Below are 18,616 nucleotides of genomic sequence, written 5' to 3'. Positions count from 1 at the left end.
GGCCGCGACGAATTGCTGAGCGCCACCGCGGCCTTGCTCGAAAGCCGGCTCGACGATCCGTTCGCGATGCTCGGCGCGCATGATGGCGAGGTTCGCACCTTCCAGCCGGGGGCCGAGGCGGTGACGCTGATCGCGCGCGATGATGGCCGCGCGATCGGCGCGTTGGGCGAACTTGCCCCCGGGCTGTTCGTCGGCAGGCTGGAAGAGGACGTGCCCTATGCGCTGCGTATCGCCTGGCCGGGCGGCGCGGTGCAGGAGACCGAAGATCCTTATGGCTTCGGGTTGGTGCTGGGCGATCTCGACCTGCATCTGTTCAACGAGGGGCGGCATCTCGAGCTCGCCCGCGTCATGGGCGCGCATCCCCGGACGATCGAAGGGGTGGGCGGCGTCGCCTTTTCGGTCTGGGCTCCCAATGCCCGCCGCGCGTCGGTGGTCGGTGACTTCAACGGCTGGGACGGCAGGCGGCACCCGATGCGGTTGCGCCGGGGCACCGGCGTGTGGGAGCTGTTCGTCCCGCGCATCGGAGCTGGCACGCATTACAAGTTCGAGATTGCCGGGGCCGATGGCAGCATCGTCCAAAAGGCCGATCCGCTCGCGCGCCAGACCGAATTGCCGCCCGCGACCGGATCGATCGTCGCGCCGGTGCCCGACTATGCCTGGTCCGATGGCGATTGGCTTGCCGAACGCGCCGTGCGCCATGCGCCCGATGCGCCGATTTCGATCTACGAAGTCCATCCCGCGTCGTGGCTGCGGCCGGGCGATGATCCGACGGGCACGCTCGACTGGCAGGCGCTGGGCGATCGGCTGATTCCCTATGTGGTCGATATGGGGTTCACCCATGTCGAGTTGCTGCCGATCATGGAGCATCCCTTCGGCGGCTCGTGGGGCTATCAGCCGCTGTCGCAATTCGCGCCCTCGGCGCGGTTTGGGCGGCCCGACCAGTTCGCCGCGTTCGTCGATGCGTGTCATCGCTTGGGGATCGGCGTGATCCTCGATTGGGTGCCCGCGCATTTCCCCACCGACGCGCATGGCCTTGCGCAGTTCGACGGCACGCCGCTGTACGAACACGCTGATCCGCGCGAGGGGTTCCACCAGGATTGGAACACGCTGATCTACAATCTCGGGCGGCGCGAAGTTTCGGGCTTCCTGCTCGCCTCGGCTTTTTGGTGGCTCGAGACGTTCCATATCGACGGGCTGCGCGTCGATGCGGTCGCCTCGATGCTGTACCGCGACTACAGCCGCAAGGCCGGCGAATGGGTACCCAACATCCATGGCGGGCGCGAGAATCTCGAATCGGTCGAATTCCTCAAGCGGATGAACAGCGTCGTCGCCGAGCGCTTCCCCGGCGTCATGACGATCGCCGAGGAATCAACCGCGTGGCCGGGCGTGTCGGCGCCAGTGCCGCAAGGGGGCCTTGGCTTTTCGTACAAATGGAACATGGGCTGGATGCACGACACGCTCCAATATGCGGAGCGCAACCCGATGTATCGCCGCTGGCACCATAACGAGCTGACCTTCGGGATGGTCTATGCCTTTTCCGAGAAGTTCGTGCTCCCGATCAGCCATGACGAGGTCGTCCATGGCAAGGGATCGCTGATCGGCAAGATGCCGGGCGATCGCTGGCGCAAATTCGCGAATCTGCGCGCCTATTTCAGCTTCATGTGGACGCATCCCGGCAAGAAATTGCTCTTCATGGGCTGCGAGATCGCGCAGGACATCGAATGGAACCACGACACCCAGGTGGCGTGGGAATTGCTCGACCAGCCCGAGCATGCATCGATGCAGCGGCTGCTGCGCGACCTGAACCACCTCTACACCGCGGAACCCGCGCTGCACGCGCACGACACCGATCCGGCTGGCTTCCAGTGGATCGTCGGCGCCGATGCCGAGCGCAGCATCCTGGTCTATGCGCGTCAAGGCGGGCCGGGCGACGCGCCGGTGGTGGTGGTCATCAACATGAGCCCCGAACCGCAGCATGGCTACAGCATCGGTCTGCCGCGCGCGGGCCGGTGGCGCGAAGTGCTCAATAGCGACGCCGACATCTATGGCGGCGGGAACATCGGCAATGGCGGGATGGTTCATGCCACCGACGACCCGGCCGACGGTCAACCCGCCAGCGCCGCCATCGTCGTACCGCCGCTTGCCGGCATGGTGCTCCGTTTCGAAGGAACCGACAGTTGAATTCCCTACCCGACCGGCTCGAATCCGGGTCTGCCTATCCCTTGGGCGCGTCGTTCGACGGCCTTGGCGTCAACTTCGCGGTGTTTTCGGCGCATGCCGAGAAGATCGAGCTGTGCGTGTTCGACGAGACCGGCAAGCGCGAGCTTCGTCGCTATGAACTGCCCGAATGGACCGACGAAGTCTGGCACGGCTATCTGCCCGAGGCGGGGCCGGGGCTGCTCTATGGCTATCGCGCGCATGGCCGCTATGCGCCCGAGGAAGGGCATCGCTTCAATTCGAACAAGCTGCTGCTCGATCCCTATGCGCGCAAGCTGTCGGGGCCGGTGCGCTGGACCGACGCGCTGCACGGCTATCAGGTGCGATCGCGCCGCGAGGATCTGAGCTTCGATCGCCGCGACAGCGCGATAGCGATGCCAAAGGCGGTGGTCGTCGACGATCATTTCGACTGGTCGCGCGACGTGAAGCCCAACACGCCCTGGTCCGAAACGGTGATCTACGAGGCGCACGTCAAGGGGCTGACCAAGCTGTTCGACCTGGTGCCGCCGCGTGAGCGCGGTACCTATGCCGCGCTCGGCCACCCCAAGGTGATCGAGCATCTCAAGCGCATCGGCGTGACCGCGCTCGAGCTGATGCCGATCCATGCCTTCACCCAGGACCGCTTCCTGCAGGAAAAGGGGCTGCGGAATTACTGGGGCTATAACACGCTCGGCTTCTTCGCCCCCGAGCAGAGCTATTTCGCGACCGACACGCAGGACGAATTGCGCCGCGCGGTGCGCCGCCTGCATGCCGCCGGGATCGAGGTGATCCTAGACGTCGTCTACAACCACACCTGCGAAGGCTCCGAGCGCGGGCCGACGCTGTCGTGGCGCGGGCTCGACAACGCCACCTATTACCGGTTGCTGCCCGATAACCTGCGCTATTCGATCAACGACACCGGCACCGGCAACACGCTGAACCTCACCAAGGCGCGGGTGATCCAGATGGTCGCCGACAGCCTTCGCTATTGGGCGACCAGCTTCGGGATCGACGGCTTCCGCTTCGATCTGGGGCTGACGCTGGGGCGCGAGGATGACGGCTTCGATCCGGGGGCGGCGTTCTTCGACGTGCTGCGCCAGGATCCCGTGCTGGGGCGGCTGAAGCTGATGACCGAGCCGTGGGACATCGGCCCCGGCGGCTATCAGCTCGGCAATTTCCCGCCGTCGTTCGCCGAATGGAACGACAAATATCGCGATACCGTGCGCAAGTTCTGGCGCGGCGATCCTTCGCAGCGCGGCGATCTGGCGGCGCGGCTGGCGGGGTCGGGCGACCTGTTCGACCGGCGCGCGCGGCGCCCCTGGGCCAGCGTCAACCTGATCGGCGCGCATGACGGCTTCACACTCTTCGATACCGTCGCCTATGAACAACGCCACAATGAGGCGAATGGTGAGGATAATCGCGACGGCCATTCGGAGAATTACTCGCGCAATTGGGGTGCCGAGGGGCCGACCGAGGATCGCGACATCAACGACGCGCGCCAGCGGGTGATGCGATCGATGCTGACGACGTTGTTCACGTCGCTCGGCACGCCGTTGCTGGTGGCGGGTGACGAGTTCGGCCGGACGCAGCACGGCAACAACAACGCCTATTGCCAGGACAACGAGATCAGCTGGCTCGATTGGGAGCAGGCCCGCTCGCCCGAGGGCGAGGCGCTGATCGACTTCACCGCGCGGCTGACCGCGCTTCGCCGCCGCTATCCGATGCTGCGCGCGGGCAATTTCCTCTATGGCGATGGCGCGCCGGGGCAGGGGATCGACGACCTCGAATGGTGGGACGAGCGCGGCGAGCAATTGTCGCCTGAAGATTGGGACAATCCCCAGGGCCGCGCGCTGGTGATGCGCCGGTCGATGCGGCTCGAGAATGGCGAGATCGAGCTGGTGTCGTTGCTGCTCAACGCATCGCCCGAGCCGATCGTGTTCAAGATGCCCTCGCCCGGCGGCGCGCGGATGATCGTGATCGACAGCGCCAAGCCCGACCAAGGCGCGATCGAGGTCCAGGACGAGTATGAGGTCGGCCCGCAGGGCGCGGCGCTGGCCACCCGGACGATGGCCCCCGAATGACCTTGTGGGGACCGACGCTGCTTGCGGCCGATCGCACTCGCTTTCGCCTGTGGGCACCCGATCGCGATGCGGTGACGCTCGAGATCGACGGTGCCGCGCCGGTGGCGATGGCGCGCGAGGCCGATGGCTGGTTCGGCGTCGAGGCGGCGGCGGGGGCGGGCACTCGCTATCGCTTCCGGCTCGATGCCGATCTGGCGGTGCCCGATCCGGCATCGCGCGCGCAGGCGGGCGGTGTCCATGGCTGGAGTGTCGTGACCGATGCCGACGCTTATGGCTGGCAGACCGCCGATTGGCGCGGGCGTCCGTGGGAAGAGGCGGTGATCCAGGAGGTGCATGTCGGTACGCTCGGCGGGTTTGCCGGGGTTGCCGAAACGTTGCCCGCGCTCGCCGCGTTGGGTGTGACCGCGATCGAGTTGATGCCGGTCAACGCCTTTGGCGGCACGCGCAACTGGGGCTATGACGGCGTGCTGCCCTTCGCCCCCGCCGAAAGCTATGGAACGCCTGACGATCTCAAGGCGCTGATCGATCGCGCGCATGGCCTTGGGCTGATGGTGTTTCTCGACGTCGTGTATAATCACTTCGGCCCTGACGGGAATTATCTGGGGGCGTATGCCAGCGGCTTCTTCGATGCCGATGTCGACACCCCCTGGGGCGGCGCGGTGGCGGTCGAGACACCCGCGGTGCATGCGTTCTTCCGCGAGAATGCGGCGATGTGGCTCAATCAATACCGCTGCGACGGGCTGCGCTTCGATGCGGTGCATGCGATCGGCAACGAGGATTTCCTCGATCGGCTGGCGGGCGAATTGCGCGCCGCCGTGGGACCCGACCGGCATGTCCATCTGGTACTCGAAAATGAAAACAACGACGCCGATCGCCTGACTTCTGAGCGTTACGACGCGCAATGGAACGACGATTTCCATAATGTCATGCATGTGCTGCTGACCGGTGAGACCAGCGGCTATTATGCCGACTTCGCCGAGCGTCCCGCCGAACGGCTGGCCCGCTGTTTGGCTGAAGGGTTCATCTACCAGGGCCAGGGATGGCCCAACCACGCGGGCGAGCCGCGCGGCAAGCCGAGCGGGCACCTCCCGCCGAGCGCGTTCGTGTCGTTCCTGCAGAACCACGACCAGATCGGCAACCGCGCAATGGGCGAGCGGCTGACGCTGCTGGCCGACCCCGCCAAGCTGCGCGCAGCTACCTCATTGCTCCTCTTGTCGCCGCAAATCCCGTTGCTGTTCATGGGCGACCAGGATGGCAGCGAAGCGCCGTTCCTGTTCTTCACCGATTTTCAGGATGATCTGGCTGACGCGGTACGCGAAGGCCGCCGCCGCGAGTTCGCGCAGTTCGCGGCGTTCGCCGATCCGGCGGCGCGCGAGCGGATACCCGATCCCAACGCCGAGACGACTTTCGTGCAATCGCGTGCGGTGCCGGGGCCGGCGGTGGCGGAATGGCGCGCGTTGTACGCGCGGCTGCTGGCGCTGCGGCGCGAGGCGATCGTGCCACGCCTGAAGGGCGCGCGGTCGATCGGGGCCGAGGTGATCGGCGAGGGCGCGGTGGTGGCACGCTGGCGGATGGGCGATGGCGCGACGTTGACGCTGGCGATCAACTTGGCCGATGCGAGCGTGGGCTTTCCCGAGATCGCCGATCCGTTGTTCGTGCTGGGGAACGCCGGCGCGCCCGGCAGCTTCGGCGCGTGGATCGAACATTGAGCGCGCTCCACAGGCTGGCCGAGGCCGCCGGATTGCAGATCGATTGGGAAGATGCGCTGGGCGAGGCGCAGCGCGTGTCCGATACGTCGCTGGTCGCGATCCTCGCGGCGCTGGGCTACCCCGCCGATAGCGACGTCGCGATCGCCGATAGCATCGCCCGGATCGTGCATGACCGCGACGCCGCGTGCAGCTTCGTGTCGGCGGTGGTGGGTGAGGCATTTGCCTTGCCCGCGGCGTGCGGCGAGGCTGGACCTGCCGAACTGCTGTTCGAAGACGGCACCCGCCGCGAGATCATCGTCGAGGCGACCCCTGCAGGACTTCGAGTGCCCGCGATCGACGCCATCGGCTATCACCGCCTGCTCCTCGGCACGCGCGAGATCGGCGTCGCGATCGCGCCGCCGCGCTGCTTTTCGGTCGCCGATGCGGCGGGAGACCGGCGGTTGTGGGGACCCGCTGTCCAGATCACCGCGCTTCGCGACGACAGCGACAGCGCGTTCGGCGATTTCGGAGCGTTGGTGTCCACCGCGCGCGCGTTTGCCGAACGCGGGGCCGACGCGATCGCAATCAGCCCGGTGCATGCGCTGTTTCCCGCCGATGCCAGCCGGTTCAGCCCTTATGCGCCCTCGACGCGGCTGTTCCTGAACGTTCTGTATGCCGATCCGGCGTTGGTCGGCGCAGAAGCCACACCCTCCGACGATAACGACCTGATCGATTGGGTCGTGGCGATCCCCGCCCGGTTGCGCGCGCTCCGCGAAGCCTATGACCGCCGAACCGATGCGGTGCGCGCCGAGGTTGCAGCCTATGCCACTAAGGGCGGCGACGAGCTCGAACGCCATGCCCGCTTCGATGCATTGCACGCGCATTTCTTCGAAGCGACCGGCGCGCATGGTTGGCGCGACTGGCCCGCCGAGTATCGCGACCCCGATGGCGCGGCGGTCGCTCGCTTCGCCGCCGAGCATGAAGATGCGGTCGGCTTTTACTTGTTCCTGCAATGGCTCGCCAAGCGCAGCCTCGATGCGGCGCAGCGCGCCGCGATCGATGGCGGCATGGCATTGGGGCTGATCGCCGATCTGGCGGTGGGGATGGATTCGGGGGGCAGCCATGCTTGGAGCCGGCCCGACGATCTGCTGACCGGCCTGTCGATCGGCGCGCCCCCCGATCTGCTCGGCCCCGACGGGCAAAGCTGGGGAATCACCGGCTTCTCGCCGATCGCCTTGCGGCGCACCGGATTCGAACCCTTCATTGCGACGCTGCGCGCGGCGCTCGATCATGCCGGCGGTATTCGCATCGATCACGCGCTGGGGCTGCGCCGGCTTTGGGTGGTGCCCGAGGGGGCATCGGCCAGGGAAGGAGCGTATCTCGCGATGCCCGTCGACGACCTGTTCCGGCTGATCGCGCTCGAATCGCATCGCGCGCGCGCGGTGGTGATCGGCGAGGACCTGGGCACCGTCCCCGAAGGATTCCGCCCGGCGATGGACGAGCTCGCGATGCTCGGCATGCGCGTATTGTGGTTCGAACGCGACGGGGAGGGCGGCTTCCTGCCCGCCAAAGACTATGCCGCCGATGCCGCGGCAATGACGGGGACGCATGACCTAGCGACTGTCGCTGGCTGGTGGAGCGGGCGCGATATCGAATGGCAATGGCAGCTCGGGCGCACCTCGCGTGCTGCCGACGAAACCGCCGACCACGCCGCACGCGCCGAGGAACGCACCAGGCTTTGGGAAGCATTCGTCGCCGCCGGCGTGGCAAAGGGGCCGCAGCCCGCCCCCTGCGACAGCGCGCCTGTCCTCGCCGCCGCGCTCGCCTTCATCGCGCGCGCGCCATCGGTGCTGGCGATCGTGCCGATGGAGGACGTCATCGGCGCGATCGAGCAGCCCAATTTGCCCGGCACGATCGATGAACACCCCAATTGGCGTCGCCGCATGCCCGCCGCCACCGACGCGCTGCTCGCGCGTCCCGACATTTCCGCGCGCCTCGCCGCGTTCGATGCCGAAAGAAGCTCATGACCCCGCGCGCCACCTATCGCTTCCAGTTCCACAAGGATTTCACCTTCTCCGATGCCGAGGCGCTGGTCCCGTATCTCGCTGAGCTCGGCATCAGCCACCTCTATGCCTCACCGATCACCACCGCGCGCGACGGGTCGACGCACGGCTATGACGTCGTCGATCCGACCGCGATCAACCCCGAGCTTGGCGGCGAGCCGGCGTTCCGCAGCCTGGTCGCGGCGCTGCGGTCGCAGGGGCTGGGCATCATCATCGATATCGTCCCCAATCACATGGGGGTCGCGGGCGGTGGCAATCATTGGTGGAACGACGTGCTGGCGCGGGGCCAGGCGAGTGAGCATGCGCGGGTGTTCGACATCGACTGGCGGCGCAAGCTGGTGCTGCCGATCCTCGGCGATCCGCTGCCGACCGCGCTGGCGCAAGGCGACATCACGCTCGAACGTGACGGCGATGCATGGTTCGTGTCGGCATATGGCGAGCATCGCTTTCCGATCCGCCCCGAGGATCAGGTTGGCCTCGATGCGTCGGCCGACGTCGCGGCCCTGCTCGACCGCCAGCAGTACCGGCTGGCGTCGTGGCGCACCGCGAACGACGAACTCAACTGGCGGCGCTTCTTCACGATCAACGAACTCGCCGGGGTGCGGATCGAAGACCCGGCGGTATTCGAAGCGGCGCACGCGCTGTATTTCCGGCTATATGCCGAAGGGTTGATCGACGGCGTCCGCGTCGATCATGTCGATGGGCTCACCGATCCCGCGGGCTATTGCCGCCAGTTACGCGCGCGGCTCGATTCGATCGCGCGCCCGACCGATGCCCCCGCCGGTCCCGCGTACATCGTCGTCGAGAAGATCCTCGGCCCGGGCGAACCGCTCGCGACCGACTGGGGCATCGACGGCACCAGCGGCTATGATTTCATGGAAGAAGTCGCCGCGGTATTGCATGCCCCAGAGGGCGAGGCTCCGCTCGGTGCGCTGTGGGAAGAGATCAGCCGACGTTCCGCGGCGTTCGGCCCCGAGGAATTGCTGGCGCGCCAGGACATGCTGTCGTGGCAGTTCGAGGGCCAGCTTTCGGGCTGTGTCGCTGCGTTCGCGCCCTTGGCCGAGCCCTTGGGGTTCACCGCCGCCATGGTCCGCCGCGCGATCGAGCGCTTGCTTTGGGTTTTCCCGGTCTATCGCACCTATGGCACCGGCGACGCCGCCCCCGCGATCGACGAACCGATCCGCACCGAGGCGCGCCGCCGCGCCGCGCGCTTCGTCCCGCCGGGCGAGGGGCCGGTGATCGATGCGATGCTCGCCTGGCTCGCGGGCAATGGCCCTGGCGAATCCGCGCAGGGCGCCGACGCGGTGCGCCGCTTCCAGCAACTCTCGGCACCGATCGCGGCCAAGGCGGTCGAGGACACCGCCTTTTACCGCTATGGCCGGCTGCTCTCGCGCAACGACGTCGGCTTCGACGCGGCGTGTTTCTCGATGCCGATCGAGCGCTTCCACGCCGTCGCGGCGGCGCGCGGCAAGGACTTTCCCGGCGCGATGCTCGCGACCGCGACGCACGACCACAAGCGCGGCGAGGACGTCCGCGCGCGGCTCGCAGTGTTGAGCGAGATCCCCAACGTCTGGCGGGACCACGTCGCGACCTGGGAGCGGATCGTCGGCGACGACGGCATCGACCCCGCCGATCGCTACATGCTGTACCAGACGCTGTTCGGCGCCTGGCCCGAGGGGCTCGCGCCGACCGATACCGCAGGCCTCGCCGCCTTCGCCGAGCGCGTCAATGCGTGGCAGGAAAAGGCGCTGCGCGAAGCCAAGCTGCGCTCGTCGTGGGAAGCCCCCGATCAAGACTATGAGGCGAGCGCCCGCGACCTGGTCGACCGCCTGCTCGATCCCGCGCGATCGCCCGAGTTCCTCGGCGACATGGCGAGCCTGGTCGCGCTCGCCGCGCCCGCCGCGCAGGCCAACAGCCTGGTGCAGACCGCGCTCCATTATGCCGTGCCCGGCGTCCCCGATTTGTATCAGGGCACCGAATTGTTCGACCTCAGCCTGGTCGATCCCGACAATCGTCGCCCGGTCGACTATGATCGAGTGCGCGCGATGCTGGAGGGCGACGCGAGCGAGAAATTCGCGCTGATCCGCCGGCTCCTAGCGCTCCGGCGCGACCATCCGGCGCTGTTAGCAGTCGGCAGCTACACCCCGATCCGCGTCACCGGATCGCGTGCGGCGCATGTCCTTGCCTTCGAACGTCGCAACGGCTCGGCACGCCTGGTCTGTGCGGTAGCATTGCGGTGCGGTGCGGCCTTGCAGGATGGTGCTGCGCTAGTGCCGCCCGCGGATTGGTGGGGCGATACCGCGCTGGCGATCGACGGCGAGGCGGTTGCGGTCGCCGGGCTGTTCGAACGCATCCCGGTGTACCTCGGCGGGTCGCCGCAATAGCGCCGTTCCAGCGATGACACCGCCGCCTGTCCCCATCCTCTATAGCTTCCGTCGCTGCCCCTATGCGATGCGCGCGCGCCTGGCGCTCGCGGTGAGCGGCACGCGCCACGAACTGCGCGAGGTCAAGCTGTCGGCCAAACCCGACGCGATGCTCGCGGCGTCGCCCAAGGGGACCGTCCCCGTCCTCGTGCTGCCCGACGGAACGGTGATCGACGAAAGCCTCGCGATCATGCGCCATGCGCTGGCGCAGCGCGATCCCGAGGGGTGGCTCGATCGCGACCAGCCTGCGCTGATCGCGCGTAACGACGGCGCGTTCAAGCACGACCTAGATCGCTACAAATATCCCGAACGATCGGGGTCGGTCGCGGTCGAGCATCGCCAGCGCGCGCTAGATTTCGTGCGCGAGCTCAATGAGCGCCTCGCCGATGGGGGGGAGCTTGGCGGGCGCACCCGCGGCCTGGCCGATGCCGCGATTATGCCCTTCATCCGCCAGTTCGTCGCGGTCGACGCTGCCTGGTTCGAAACCCAGCGGCTTGCCCGCGTCGAAACCTGGCTGGCAGGGCATCTCGCATCCGATCTGTTCGCCGCGATCATGCACCGCGCGCCGGTCTGGGCGCCGGGAAACACGCCGGTGTTGGTCGGCGCATAGGTCGTCGGTGCCGGTGCGGAACACCCGCCACGCCTTGCCCGTTCGAACCACGTCGCCGCCAACCGACGCCATGGTGGCTTTCCCGACCGCGCCCCGGTTATGATCGCCGCAACCGGGTGCGCAGCCACGCGCCATTTCCGAAGGACCGCCCATGACGATCATCGTCCACCATCTCGAAAATTCGCGCTCGCAGCGCGTGCTGTGGCTGCTCGAGGAACTCGCGCTGCCCTATGAAGTGAAGCGCTACGAGCGGAACAAGGCGACGATGCTCGCCCCGCCCGAACTTCGCCGCGTCCATCCGCTCGGCAAGTCGCCGGTGATCGAGGATACCGCGCCCGCGGGGGGCGGCACGCCGCAAGTGGTCGCCGAAACCGGCGCGATCGTCGAATATCTGGTCGACAAGGCCGATGGCCGGCTCGGCGAGCCAGCGCACCGTGCGGCGCTGCTGCGCTATCGCCACTTCTTGCATTATGCCGAGGGCTCGCTGATGCCGCCGCTGCTCGTGAAGCTCGTGCTCGCGCGCGTGCCGCTGTTCGGCAAGGCGGCGCAAAAGAAGATCCAGCCGATGATCGACGTCCATCTCGACTATGTTGAGGCCGAGCTCGCCAGCCGCCCGTGGTTCGCCGGCGACGCCTTCACCGCCGCCGACGTGATGATGAGCTTCCCGCTCGAAGCCGCCCGCAGCCGCGCGGGGCTAAACGCCTCGCGCCCCGCGACGATCGCGTGGCTGGAAACGATCCATGCCCGCCCGGCCTATCAAGCGGCGCTCAAGGCCGGCGGGCCCTACGCCTACGCCTGATCGTCAGCCGCGGCGGATCGGTTCGCCGAACTCGTCGAAGCTCGTCGGACCGGTCACCGGCGGCAGGTCGTGCGGCGCTACGTGGGTGCCGTAATCCTCGGGCTCGGGGGCATCGAGCCGCCCGCCTTCCCATTTCGCGACCACCGCGCTCGCCACCGCATTGCCGACGACGTTGGTCGCCGAGCGGCCCATGTCGAGGAAATGGTCGACCGCCAGGATCAGCAACAATCCCGCCTCGGGAATGTCGAAGAACGCCAGCGTCGCGGCGATCACCACCAGCGATGCGCGCGGGACGCCGGCAACGCCCTTCGACGTCACCATCAGCACCAGCAGCATCGTGATCTGCTGCCCCAGCGTCAGATCGATGCCATAGGCCTGCGCGATGAACATCGTCGCGAAGGTCATGTAGATCATCGACCCGTCGAGGTTGAACGAATAGCCGAGCGGCAGCACGAAGCTGGCGATCCGCGGCGGCACCCCGAACTTGTCGAGCGCCTCGAGCGTGCGCGGATAGGCGGCCTCTGACGAAGCGGTCGAGAAGGCCAGCAGCAACGGCGCGCGGATATAGCCCACCAGTTGCAGGATTCGCGGCCCCACCACCAGGAACCCCGCGCCGATCAGCAGCAGCCACAGGATGCCCATACCGAGGTAGAAGGTGCCCATGAAATAGGCGAGGCTCATGATGATTCCCGGCCCGCGCTCGGCGAGCGTCCCGGCGACTGCCGCGAACACCGCGAAGGGGGCAAAGCGCATGACGTAATTGGTCACCTGCAGGATCACCTGCGCCAGCGCCTCGATCCCGCGCACCAGCGGCGCGGCCTTTTCACCGACCGCGGTGATCGCGACGCCGACGAACAACGAGAAGACGACGATCTGGAGGATCTCGTTGTCGGCCATCGCCTCGACGCCCGAGGCGGGAACGATGTGGGTGATGAAATTCTTGAGGTTGAACGCCCCGCGCTCGACCCCCGATGCCGCATCGGCGGGCGGGATCGGGATCGCCAGCCCGACGCCCGGCTCGAACAGATTGACCAGGAACAGCCCCAAAGTCAGCGACACCAGGCTGGCGCAGATGAACCACCCCACCGCGCGAAAGCCGACGCGGCCCAGCGCCGCGGTATCGCCCATATGCGCGATGCCCGCGACCAAGGTCGCGAACACCAACGGCGCGATGATCATCTTGATCAGCCGCAGGAACAGCGTCGTGACGATCGAGAAATATTCGGCATATTGCGTCAACTGCGCGTCGCCCGGCCCGCCGCCGTCGGTGAGCGACAGGTTGAGCGCAAGGCCGACGATGATGCCGAGCACCAGGCCGATCAGAATGTAGAGGGTCAGGCGCTTGGCCAAGGGGCAACTCCGGATTCAAACAAGGCGGTCAACCAAGGGGATTGCGACGCGCGGGTCAAGCGCCGTAATCGGGGTCATGTCTCCCAAAATGCGAAGTCCCGACCTTGCGATTGACCGTTTTCCGGTCCCTTCGATGCTGCGGCAAGTTGGCGCGCTTAGAATGCCGGATATCATCGAAGCCTCTGAAGCCGGTTCCTTGGAAGTGCTGTTCGACCAGATTCCTTCGGGCTGTCCTGGCGCCCGGCCCTCGTTCGCGACGATCGCTCCGTTAACGGCTGTGGAGCGGGTGCGCGCCATCGTCGCCAGCTGGTTAGGACCGCAAACCCGTCCGGTCCGACTCCTATTGCTCGATAAGAGCGCCACGGCGAATTGGGCACTTGGGTGGCATCAGGATCGCACCGTCGCGGTACGCACGCGACGCGAGGTCGCTGGGTTCGGCGCTTGGACGCAAAAGGCGGGAGTACCGCACGTCGCGCCGCCAATCGACGTGCTGCAACGGATGATCACGGCTCGGCTACACCTCGACGATATCGATGAGGACAACGCGCCGCTCTTGATCGCGCCGGGGTCGCATCGGATGGGACTGATCCGTGAAAGCGCGATAGATGCTGCGGTTGCGACGTGCGGGACCGCACCCTGTCTGGCCGATCGCGGCGACGTGTGGCTTTACAGTACGCCGATCCTGCATGCTTCGGCGCGCGCGGCACCCGGCAGGCGTCGGAGGGTTATCCAGATCGACTTTGCCGCGTTCGATCTGCCCGGCGGGCTTGAATGGACGACTTGAGCCACGCCCGCACCTCGCATAAGCGTCGCGCATGACATCGACCAACGACATCCGCCGCTCGTTCCTCGACTATTTCGCGAAGGAGGGGCACGTGCGCGTGCCATCGGCGCCGCTGATCCCGCAAAACGATCCGACGCTGATGTTCGTCAACGCGGGTATGGTGCCGTTCAAGAACGTCTTCACCGGGCTCGAGACCCGGCCCTATCTGACCGCAACGTCGAGCCAGAAATGCGTCCGCGCCGGCGGCAAGCACAACGACCTCGACAATGTCGGCTACACCGCGCGGCACCACACCTTCTTCGAAATGCTCGGCAATTTCTCGTTCGGCGACTATTTCAAGGAACAGGCGATCGTCCATGCCTGGACCCTGCTGACGCGCGAATGGGGGCTGTCGCCCGATCGGCTGACCGCGACGGTCTATCACACCGACGACCAGGCGTTCGAATTGTGGAAGAAGATCGCCGGGCTGCCCGAGCACCGCATCATCCGCATCGCCACCGCCGACAATTTCTGGGCGATGGGCGAGAACGGGCCGTGCGGGCCGTGCTCCGAAATCTTCTACGACCATGGCGATCATATTCCGGGTGGCCCACCGGGAAGCCCCGACGAGGATGGCGATCGCTTCGTCGAAATCTGGAACCTGGTCTTCATGCAGCATGTGCAGGAAGCCAATGTCATCGTCGGCGACCTGCCGCGTCCCTCGATCGACACCGGCATGGGGCTCGAGCGAGTCGCCGCGGTTTTGCAGGGCGTCACCGACAATTACGACACCGATACCTTCAAGGCGCTGATCGCCGAATCGAGCGCGCTCACCGGCAGCGCACCGACGCCCGAAACCCAGGCGAGCCATCGCGTCATCGCCGATCACCTGCGCGCATCGGGCTTCCTGGTCGCCGACGGCGTGCTGCCCGCCAATGAAGGGCGCGGCTATGTGCTGCGGCGGATCATGCGACGCGCGATGCGCCACGCGCACCTGCTGGGCGCCAAGGACCCGCTGATGCACCGGATGGTCGGCAGCCTGGTCGCCGAAATGGGCGCGGCCTTCCCCGAACTGGTGCGCGCGCAGCCGCTGATCGAGGCGACCTTACTCCAGGAGGAAACGCGCTTCCGCCAGACGCTGGTCAACGGGCTGCGGCTGCTCGACGAAGCAACCGCGGATATGCCGAGCGGCGCGACGCTCGCGGGCGAAACCGCGTTCAAGCTCTACGACACCTATGGCTTCCCGTATGACCTGACCGAGGATGCACTGCGTGCGCAGGGCTTCACCGTCGATCGCGCGGGCTTCGATACCGCGATGGGCGAGCAGAAGCGCGCCGCGCGTGCCGCATGGAAGGGCTCGGGCGAAAAGGCGTCGGACGATCTCTGGTACGACCTCGCCGAAGAACATGGCGCGACCGAATTCATCGGCTATTCGGCCGAAGAAGGCGAAGCCGCCGTCGTCGCGATCCTCCGCGACGGCCAGAAGGTCGATCGCGCGGGTGCGGGCGACAGTGTCGAGCTGATCGTCAACCAGACGCCCTTCTATGGCGAAAGCGGCGGGCAGGTCGGCGATGCCGGCAGCGTCACCGGCAATGGCATGGCGGCGACGATCACCGACACGCGCAAATATCTCGGCCGCGTCTTCGCGCACCAGGCGACGATCACCGCAGGCGAGATCGCGATCGGCGATGCCGTCCACCTCACCGTCGATCACGCCCGCCGCGCCGCGATCCGCGCCAATCATTCGGCGACGCATCTGTTGCACGAGGCGCTGCGCCAGACGCTGGGCAAGCATGTCGCGCAAAAGGGCAGCATGGTCGCGCCCGAGCGGCTGCGCTTCGACTTTTCGCAGCCCACCGCGATCGATCCTGCGCAGCTCGCGGCGGTCGAGGCCGATGTGAACCGCCATATCCGCGCCAACGGCCCGGTCTCGACCCGACTGATGACCCCCGACGAGGCGATCGCCGAAGGCGCGATGGCGCTGTTCGGCGAGAAATATGGCGACGAGGTCCGCGTCGTGTCGATGGGCGCCGACGATGATGGCGGCACCTATTCGCTCGAATTGTGCGGCGGCACGCACGTTCGCGCGCTGGGCGATATCGGCGTGTTCAAGCTGGTGGGTGAGGGCGCGGTATCGTCGGGAATCCGCCGCGTCGAGGCGCTGACCGGCGAGGCGGCGCGCGCCTATCTCAACGCGCGCGACGAGAAATTGCGCGAGGCGGCCTCCGTTCTCAAGACCACCCCCGACGACGTCCCCGCGCGCGTCGCGGCGTTGGTCGAAGAACGCCGCCGGCTCGAGCGCGAACTCGCCGATGCCAAGAAGGCGCTGGCGCTGGGCGGCGGTGGTGCGGCTGTCGGGCCAGATCTGGTAGGGTCGGTTAATTTCATCGGCAAAGTGCTCGATGGGCTAGAGGCCAAGGCGCTGCGCGGCGCGGTCGATGAAGAGCGCGCGCGGATCGGTTCGGGGGTGGTGGCTTTGGTCGCTGTGAACGACGGTCGCGCGTCGGTTGCGGTCGGGGTGAGCGACGACCTCGTCAGCACGTTCAGCGCGGTCGATCTGGTGAAGGCTGCGGTCGCGGCTTTGGGCGGGCAGGGCGGCGGTGGCCGGCCCGATATGGCGCAGGGCGGCGGGCCCGATGGCGAGAAGGGCGGTGAGGCGCTCGCGGCGGTGCGGGGGTTGCTCGAGAGCTGACCTCACTCACCGTTCGCACTGAGCTTGTCGAAGTGCCGTTCTTCTCCTGCGCTATCGTAGAAAGAAGGACGGTGCTTCGACAAGCGCAGCACGAACGGGGAAGGGGAAGTGCGAAACGAACAGCGAGGCGGTTGTTGCCCGCCCCACCCCCGCTCAATTCTCCACCGCGCGTTCCCCGCGCACCCGCCGGATCCGCGGATCGCGGTCCAACCCTGCCGCCAGCTTGATCTCCTTGCGCATTTCGTCGCGCTTTTCGTGGATCGACGCGATCACCGGCCCCACCGCGACCCCTAGATCGACCAGCACCGCCTCGGACAATTGCAGCGAGCTCTCGAGCGTCTCGGGCACCGCGTCGGTCGCGCCCGCGCGGTACAGCGCCGCGGCGTGGTTCGCATCGCGCGCGCGGACGATGATCGGCAGCGCGGGCACCCAGCCGCGAACGCGGCGGGTGAGCCGGATGCTCAGCACCGGATCGTCCATCGTGATGATCAGCGCCTGCGCATGGCCCAGGTCGAGCCGGTCGACCATGTCGCTGCGCGCGACGTCGCCGAAGCGGACGTTATAGCCCTCGATCCGCGCGGCGTTGACGACGTCGATATCGGCCTCGATCGCGATATAGGGCTTCTCGTGCGCGCGCAGCATGTCGGCGACGGTACGCCCGACGCGGCCGAACCCGATGATGACCGTGCCCTGTTCGTCGGCCAGCGCCGCGGGCACCGCCTCCTCGCCCATCTGGCGCTCGATCTGGCGCGCCATCAGCCGCCCCGCTTTGGCGAGCAGTGGGGTGATCGTCAGGCCGATCGCGGTCACGGTGGTCCAGAAGGTTGCGGTCGAAGGTTGGATCAGCCCCGCCGCGGTGGCGGCGGTCAGCACGATCAGCGTGGTTTCCGAAGGGCTCGCCATCAGCACCCCGGTCTCGGCCGAGGTGCCCGCGCGCGCGCCCGATACGCGCAGCAGCAGTGTCGTCACCACCGCCTTGACCAGCATCACCCCGGCGATCGCCGCGAGCAGTTCGGGCCAGTAGCGCGCGACCATCCGCAGATCGAGCTGCATCCCGACCGAGATCAGGAACACCCCGAGCGCGAGCCCCTTGAAGGGCGAGATGATTGCCTCGACCTCGCCATGATATTCGGTCTCGGCGACCAGCAGCCCCGCGAGCAGCGCGCCGACGATCGGCGACAGCCCGGCGGCGGCGGTGGCGACGCTGCCGACGATCACCACCAGCAGGCTGGCGGCAAGGAACAGCTCGGGGCTCTTGGTGCGCGCCGCCTGCGCGAACAGCCGCGGCAGGATGAAGCGCCCGCCAAGATACAGGATCACGACGGTGATCCCGCCCGCGATCGCGACCTCGCTCAACCCGCGCAGCCCTTCGCCCGCGGCGGTGGGCGCGAGCGCGCCGAGCATGAAGATGATCGGTACCAGTGCGACATCCTCGAACAACAGCATCGCGAAGGCGACGCGGCCGACCGGGCTGGTCATCCCCGCGATCGGCAGCACCAGCGCGGTCGACGACAGCGCGAGCGCGAGGCCAAGGCCGATCGCGCCGCCCCAGGGCTGGCCGAGTAGGTGGAGCGCGAGGCCGATCACCAGCCCCGAAATCAGCAATTCGGCGGCACCGATGCCGAACACCATTCCGCGCATCGCCCATAGCCGCTTGAGCGAAAGCTCTAGCCCGATCGAGAACAGCAGCAGGATGATGCCGAACTCGGCGAAGGGCGCGATCGCCTCAGGGTCCGAGATGCTCACATAATAGAGCCACGGGACCTGGCCGATCATCGACCCCAGCGCATTGGGACCGACGAGGATGCCGACCAGGATGAAGCCGATGACCGGGCTGATACGAAAGCGCGCAAAGGCCGGGATCACCAGCCCGGCGGCACCGAGGATGACCAGTGCGTCGGAAAGGCCGCTATTTTGAAGATCGAGAGCCATGCCGTGACGTTAGAGCGCG

At 67.2% G+C, this 18,616-nt stretch carries 11 protein-coding genes; 9 read left to right on the top strand and 2 right to left on the bottom strand.

Annotated features, from left to right (window positions below):
* Nucleotides 1–66: 66 nt before the first annotated feature.
* The 7 genes from glgB to NMP03_RS04730 all read left to right on the top strand — a co-directional run bounded on the left by glgB (nt 67) and on the right by NMP03_RS04730 (nt 11,860).
* Nucleotides 67–2,181: a 1,4-alpha-glucan branching protein GlgB gene (gene glgB / locus NMP03_RS04760; protein WP_256508009.1), complete on the top strand. Its 2,115-nt coding sequence runs from the start codon at nt 67–69 to the stop codon at nt 2,179–2,181.
* Nucleotides 2,178–4,277, top strand: a complete 2,100-nt coding sequence (gene glgX / locus NMP03_RS04755; RefSeq protein WP_256507380.1) for a glycogen debranching protein GlgX — start codon at nt 2,178–2,180, stop codon at nt 4,275–4,277. The genes glgB and glgX overlap by 4 nt, the downstream gene beginning before the upstream one ends.
* Nucleotides 4,274–5,986, top strand: coding sequence for a malto-oligosyltrehalose trehalohydrolase (gene treZ, locus NMP03_RS04750; RefSeq protein WP_256507379.1), 1,713 nt, complete (start codon nt 4,274–4,276; stop codon nt 5,984–5,986). The genes glgX and treZ overlap by 4 nt, the downstream gene beginning before the upstream one ends.
* Entirely contained in the window at nt 5,983–7,992 is a 2,010-nt protein-coding gene (gene malQ / locus NMP03_RS04745) for a 4-alpha-glucanotransferase (RefSeq protein ID WP_256507378.1), read from the top strand. The genes treZ and malQ overlap by 4 nt, the downstream gene beginning before the upstream one ends.
* Entirely contained in the window at nt 7,989–10,412 is a 2,424-nt protein-coding gene (gene treY, locus NMP03_RS04740; RefSeq protein ID WP_256507377.1) for a malto-oligosyltrehalose synthase, read from the top strand. The genes malQ and treY overlap by 4 nt, the downstream gene beginning before the upstream one ends.
* Nucleotides 10,413–10,479: 67 nt before the next feature.
* On the top strand, nt 10,480–11,061 hold the full coding sequence (locus NMP03_RS04735) for a glutathione S-transferase (protein WP_256507376.1): 582 nt from the start codon (nt 10,480–10,482) through the stop codon (nt 11,059–11,061).
* Between the two features lie 151 nt (nt 11,062–11,212).
* On the top strand, nt 11,213–11,860 hold the full coding sequence (locus tag NMP03_RS04730; RefSeq protein WP_256507375.1) for a glutathione S-transferase family protein: 648 nt from the start codon (nt 11,213–11,215) through the stop codon (nt 11,858–11,860).
* Between the two features lie 3 nt (nt 11,861–11,863).
* Here NMP03_RS04730 and NMP03_RS04725 read toward each other — a convergent pair whose 3' ends face one another.
* A complete protein-coding gene (locus tag NMP03_RS04725; protein WP_256507374.1) occupies nt 11,864–13,210 on the bottom strand; it encodes a dicarboxylate/amino acid:cation symporter in 1,347 nt (448 codons plus the stop codon).
* A 160-nt stretch (nt 13,211–13,370) separates the two neighbouring features.
* Between NMP03_RS04725 and NMP03_RS04720 the strand changes: the two genes are divergently transcribed.
* The gene (locus tag NMP03_RS04720) at nt 13,371–13,994 is read left to right on the top strand and encodes a phytanoyl-CoA dioxygenase family protein (protein ID WP_256507373.1); all 624 of its coding nucleotides are present in this window, start codon (nt 13,371–13,373) and stop codon (nt 13,992–13,994) included.
* A gap of 31 nt (nt 13,995–14,025) precedes the next feature.
* Nucleotides 14,026–16,665: an alanine--tRNA ligase gene (alaS, locus tag NMP03_RS04715; protein WP_256507372.1), complete on the top strand. Its 2,640-nt coding sequence runs from the start codon at nt 14,026–14,028 to the stop codon at nt 16,663–16,665.
* 153 nt (nt 16,666–16,818) lie between these two features.
* Here the strand turns inward: alaS and NMP03_RS04710 are convergent, their stop codons facing one another.
* Nucleotides 16,819–18,597 carry a cation:proton antiporter domain-containing protein gene (locus NMP03_RS04710; protein WP_256507371.1) on the bottom strand — a complete coding sequence of 593 codons (1,779 nt, stop codon included), beginning with the start codon at nt 18,595–18,597 and terminating at the stop codon, nt 16,819–16,821.
* Nucleotides 18,598–18,616 lie beyond the last annotated feature (19 nt).

This window comes from Sphingomonas qomolangmaensis, from assembly GCF_024496245.1.
In the GTDB taxonomy this organism is placed as follows: Bacteria; Pseudomonadota; Alphaproteobacteria; order Sphingomonadales; family Sphingomonadaceae; genus Sphingomonas; species Sphingomonas qomolangmaensis.
Note: the sequence above shows the minus strand (reverse complement) of the source record. Positions and strands in the feature narration are given on the sequence as shown.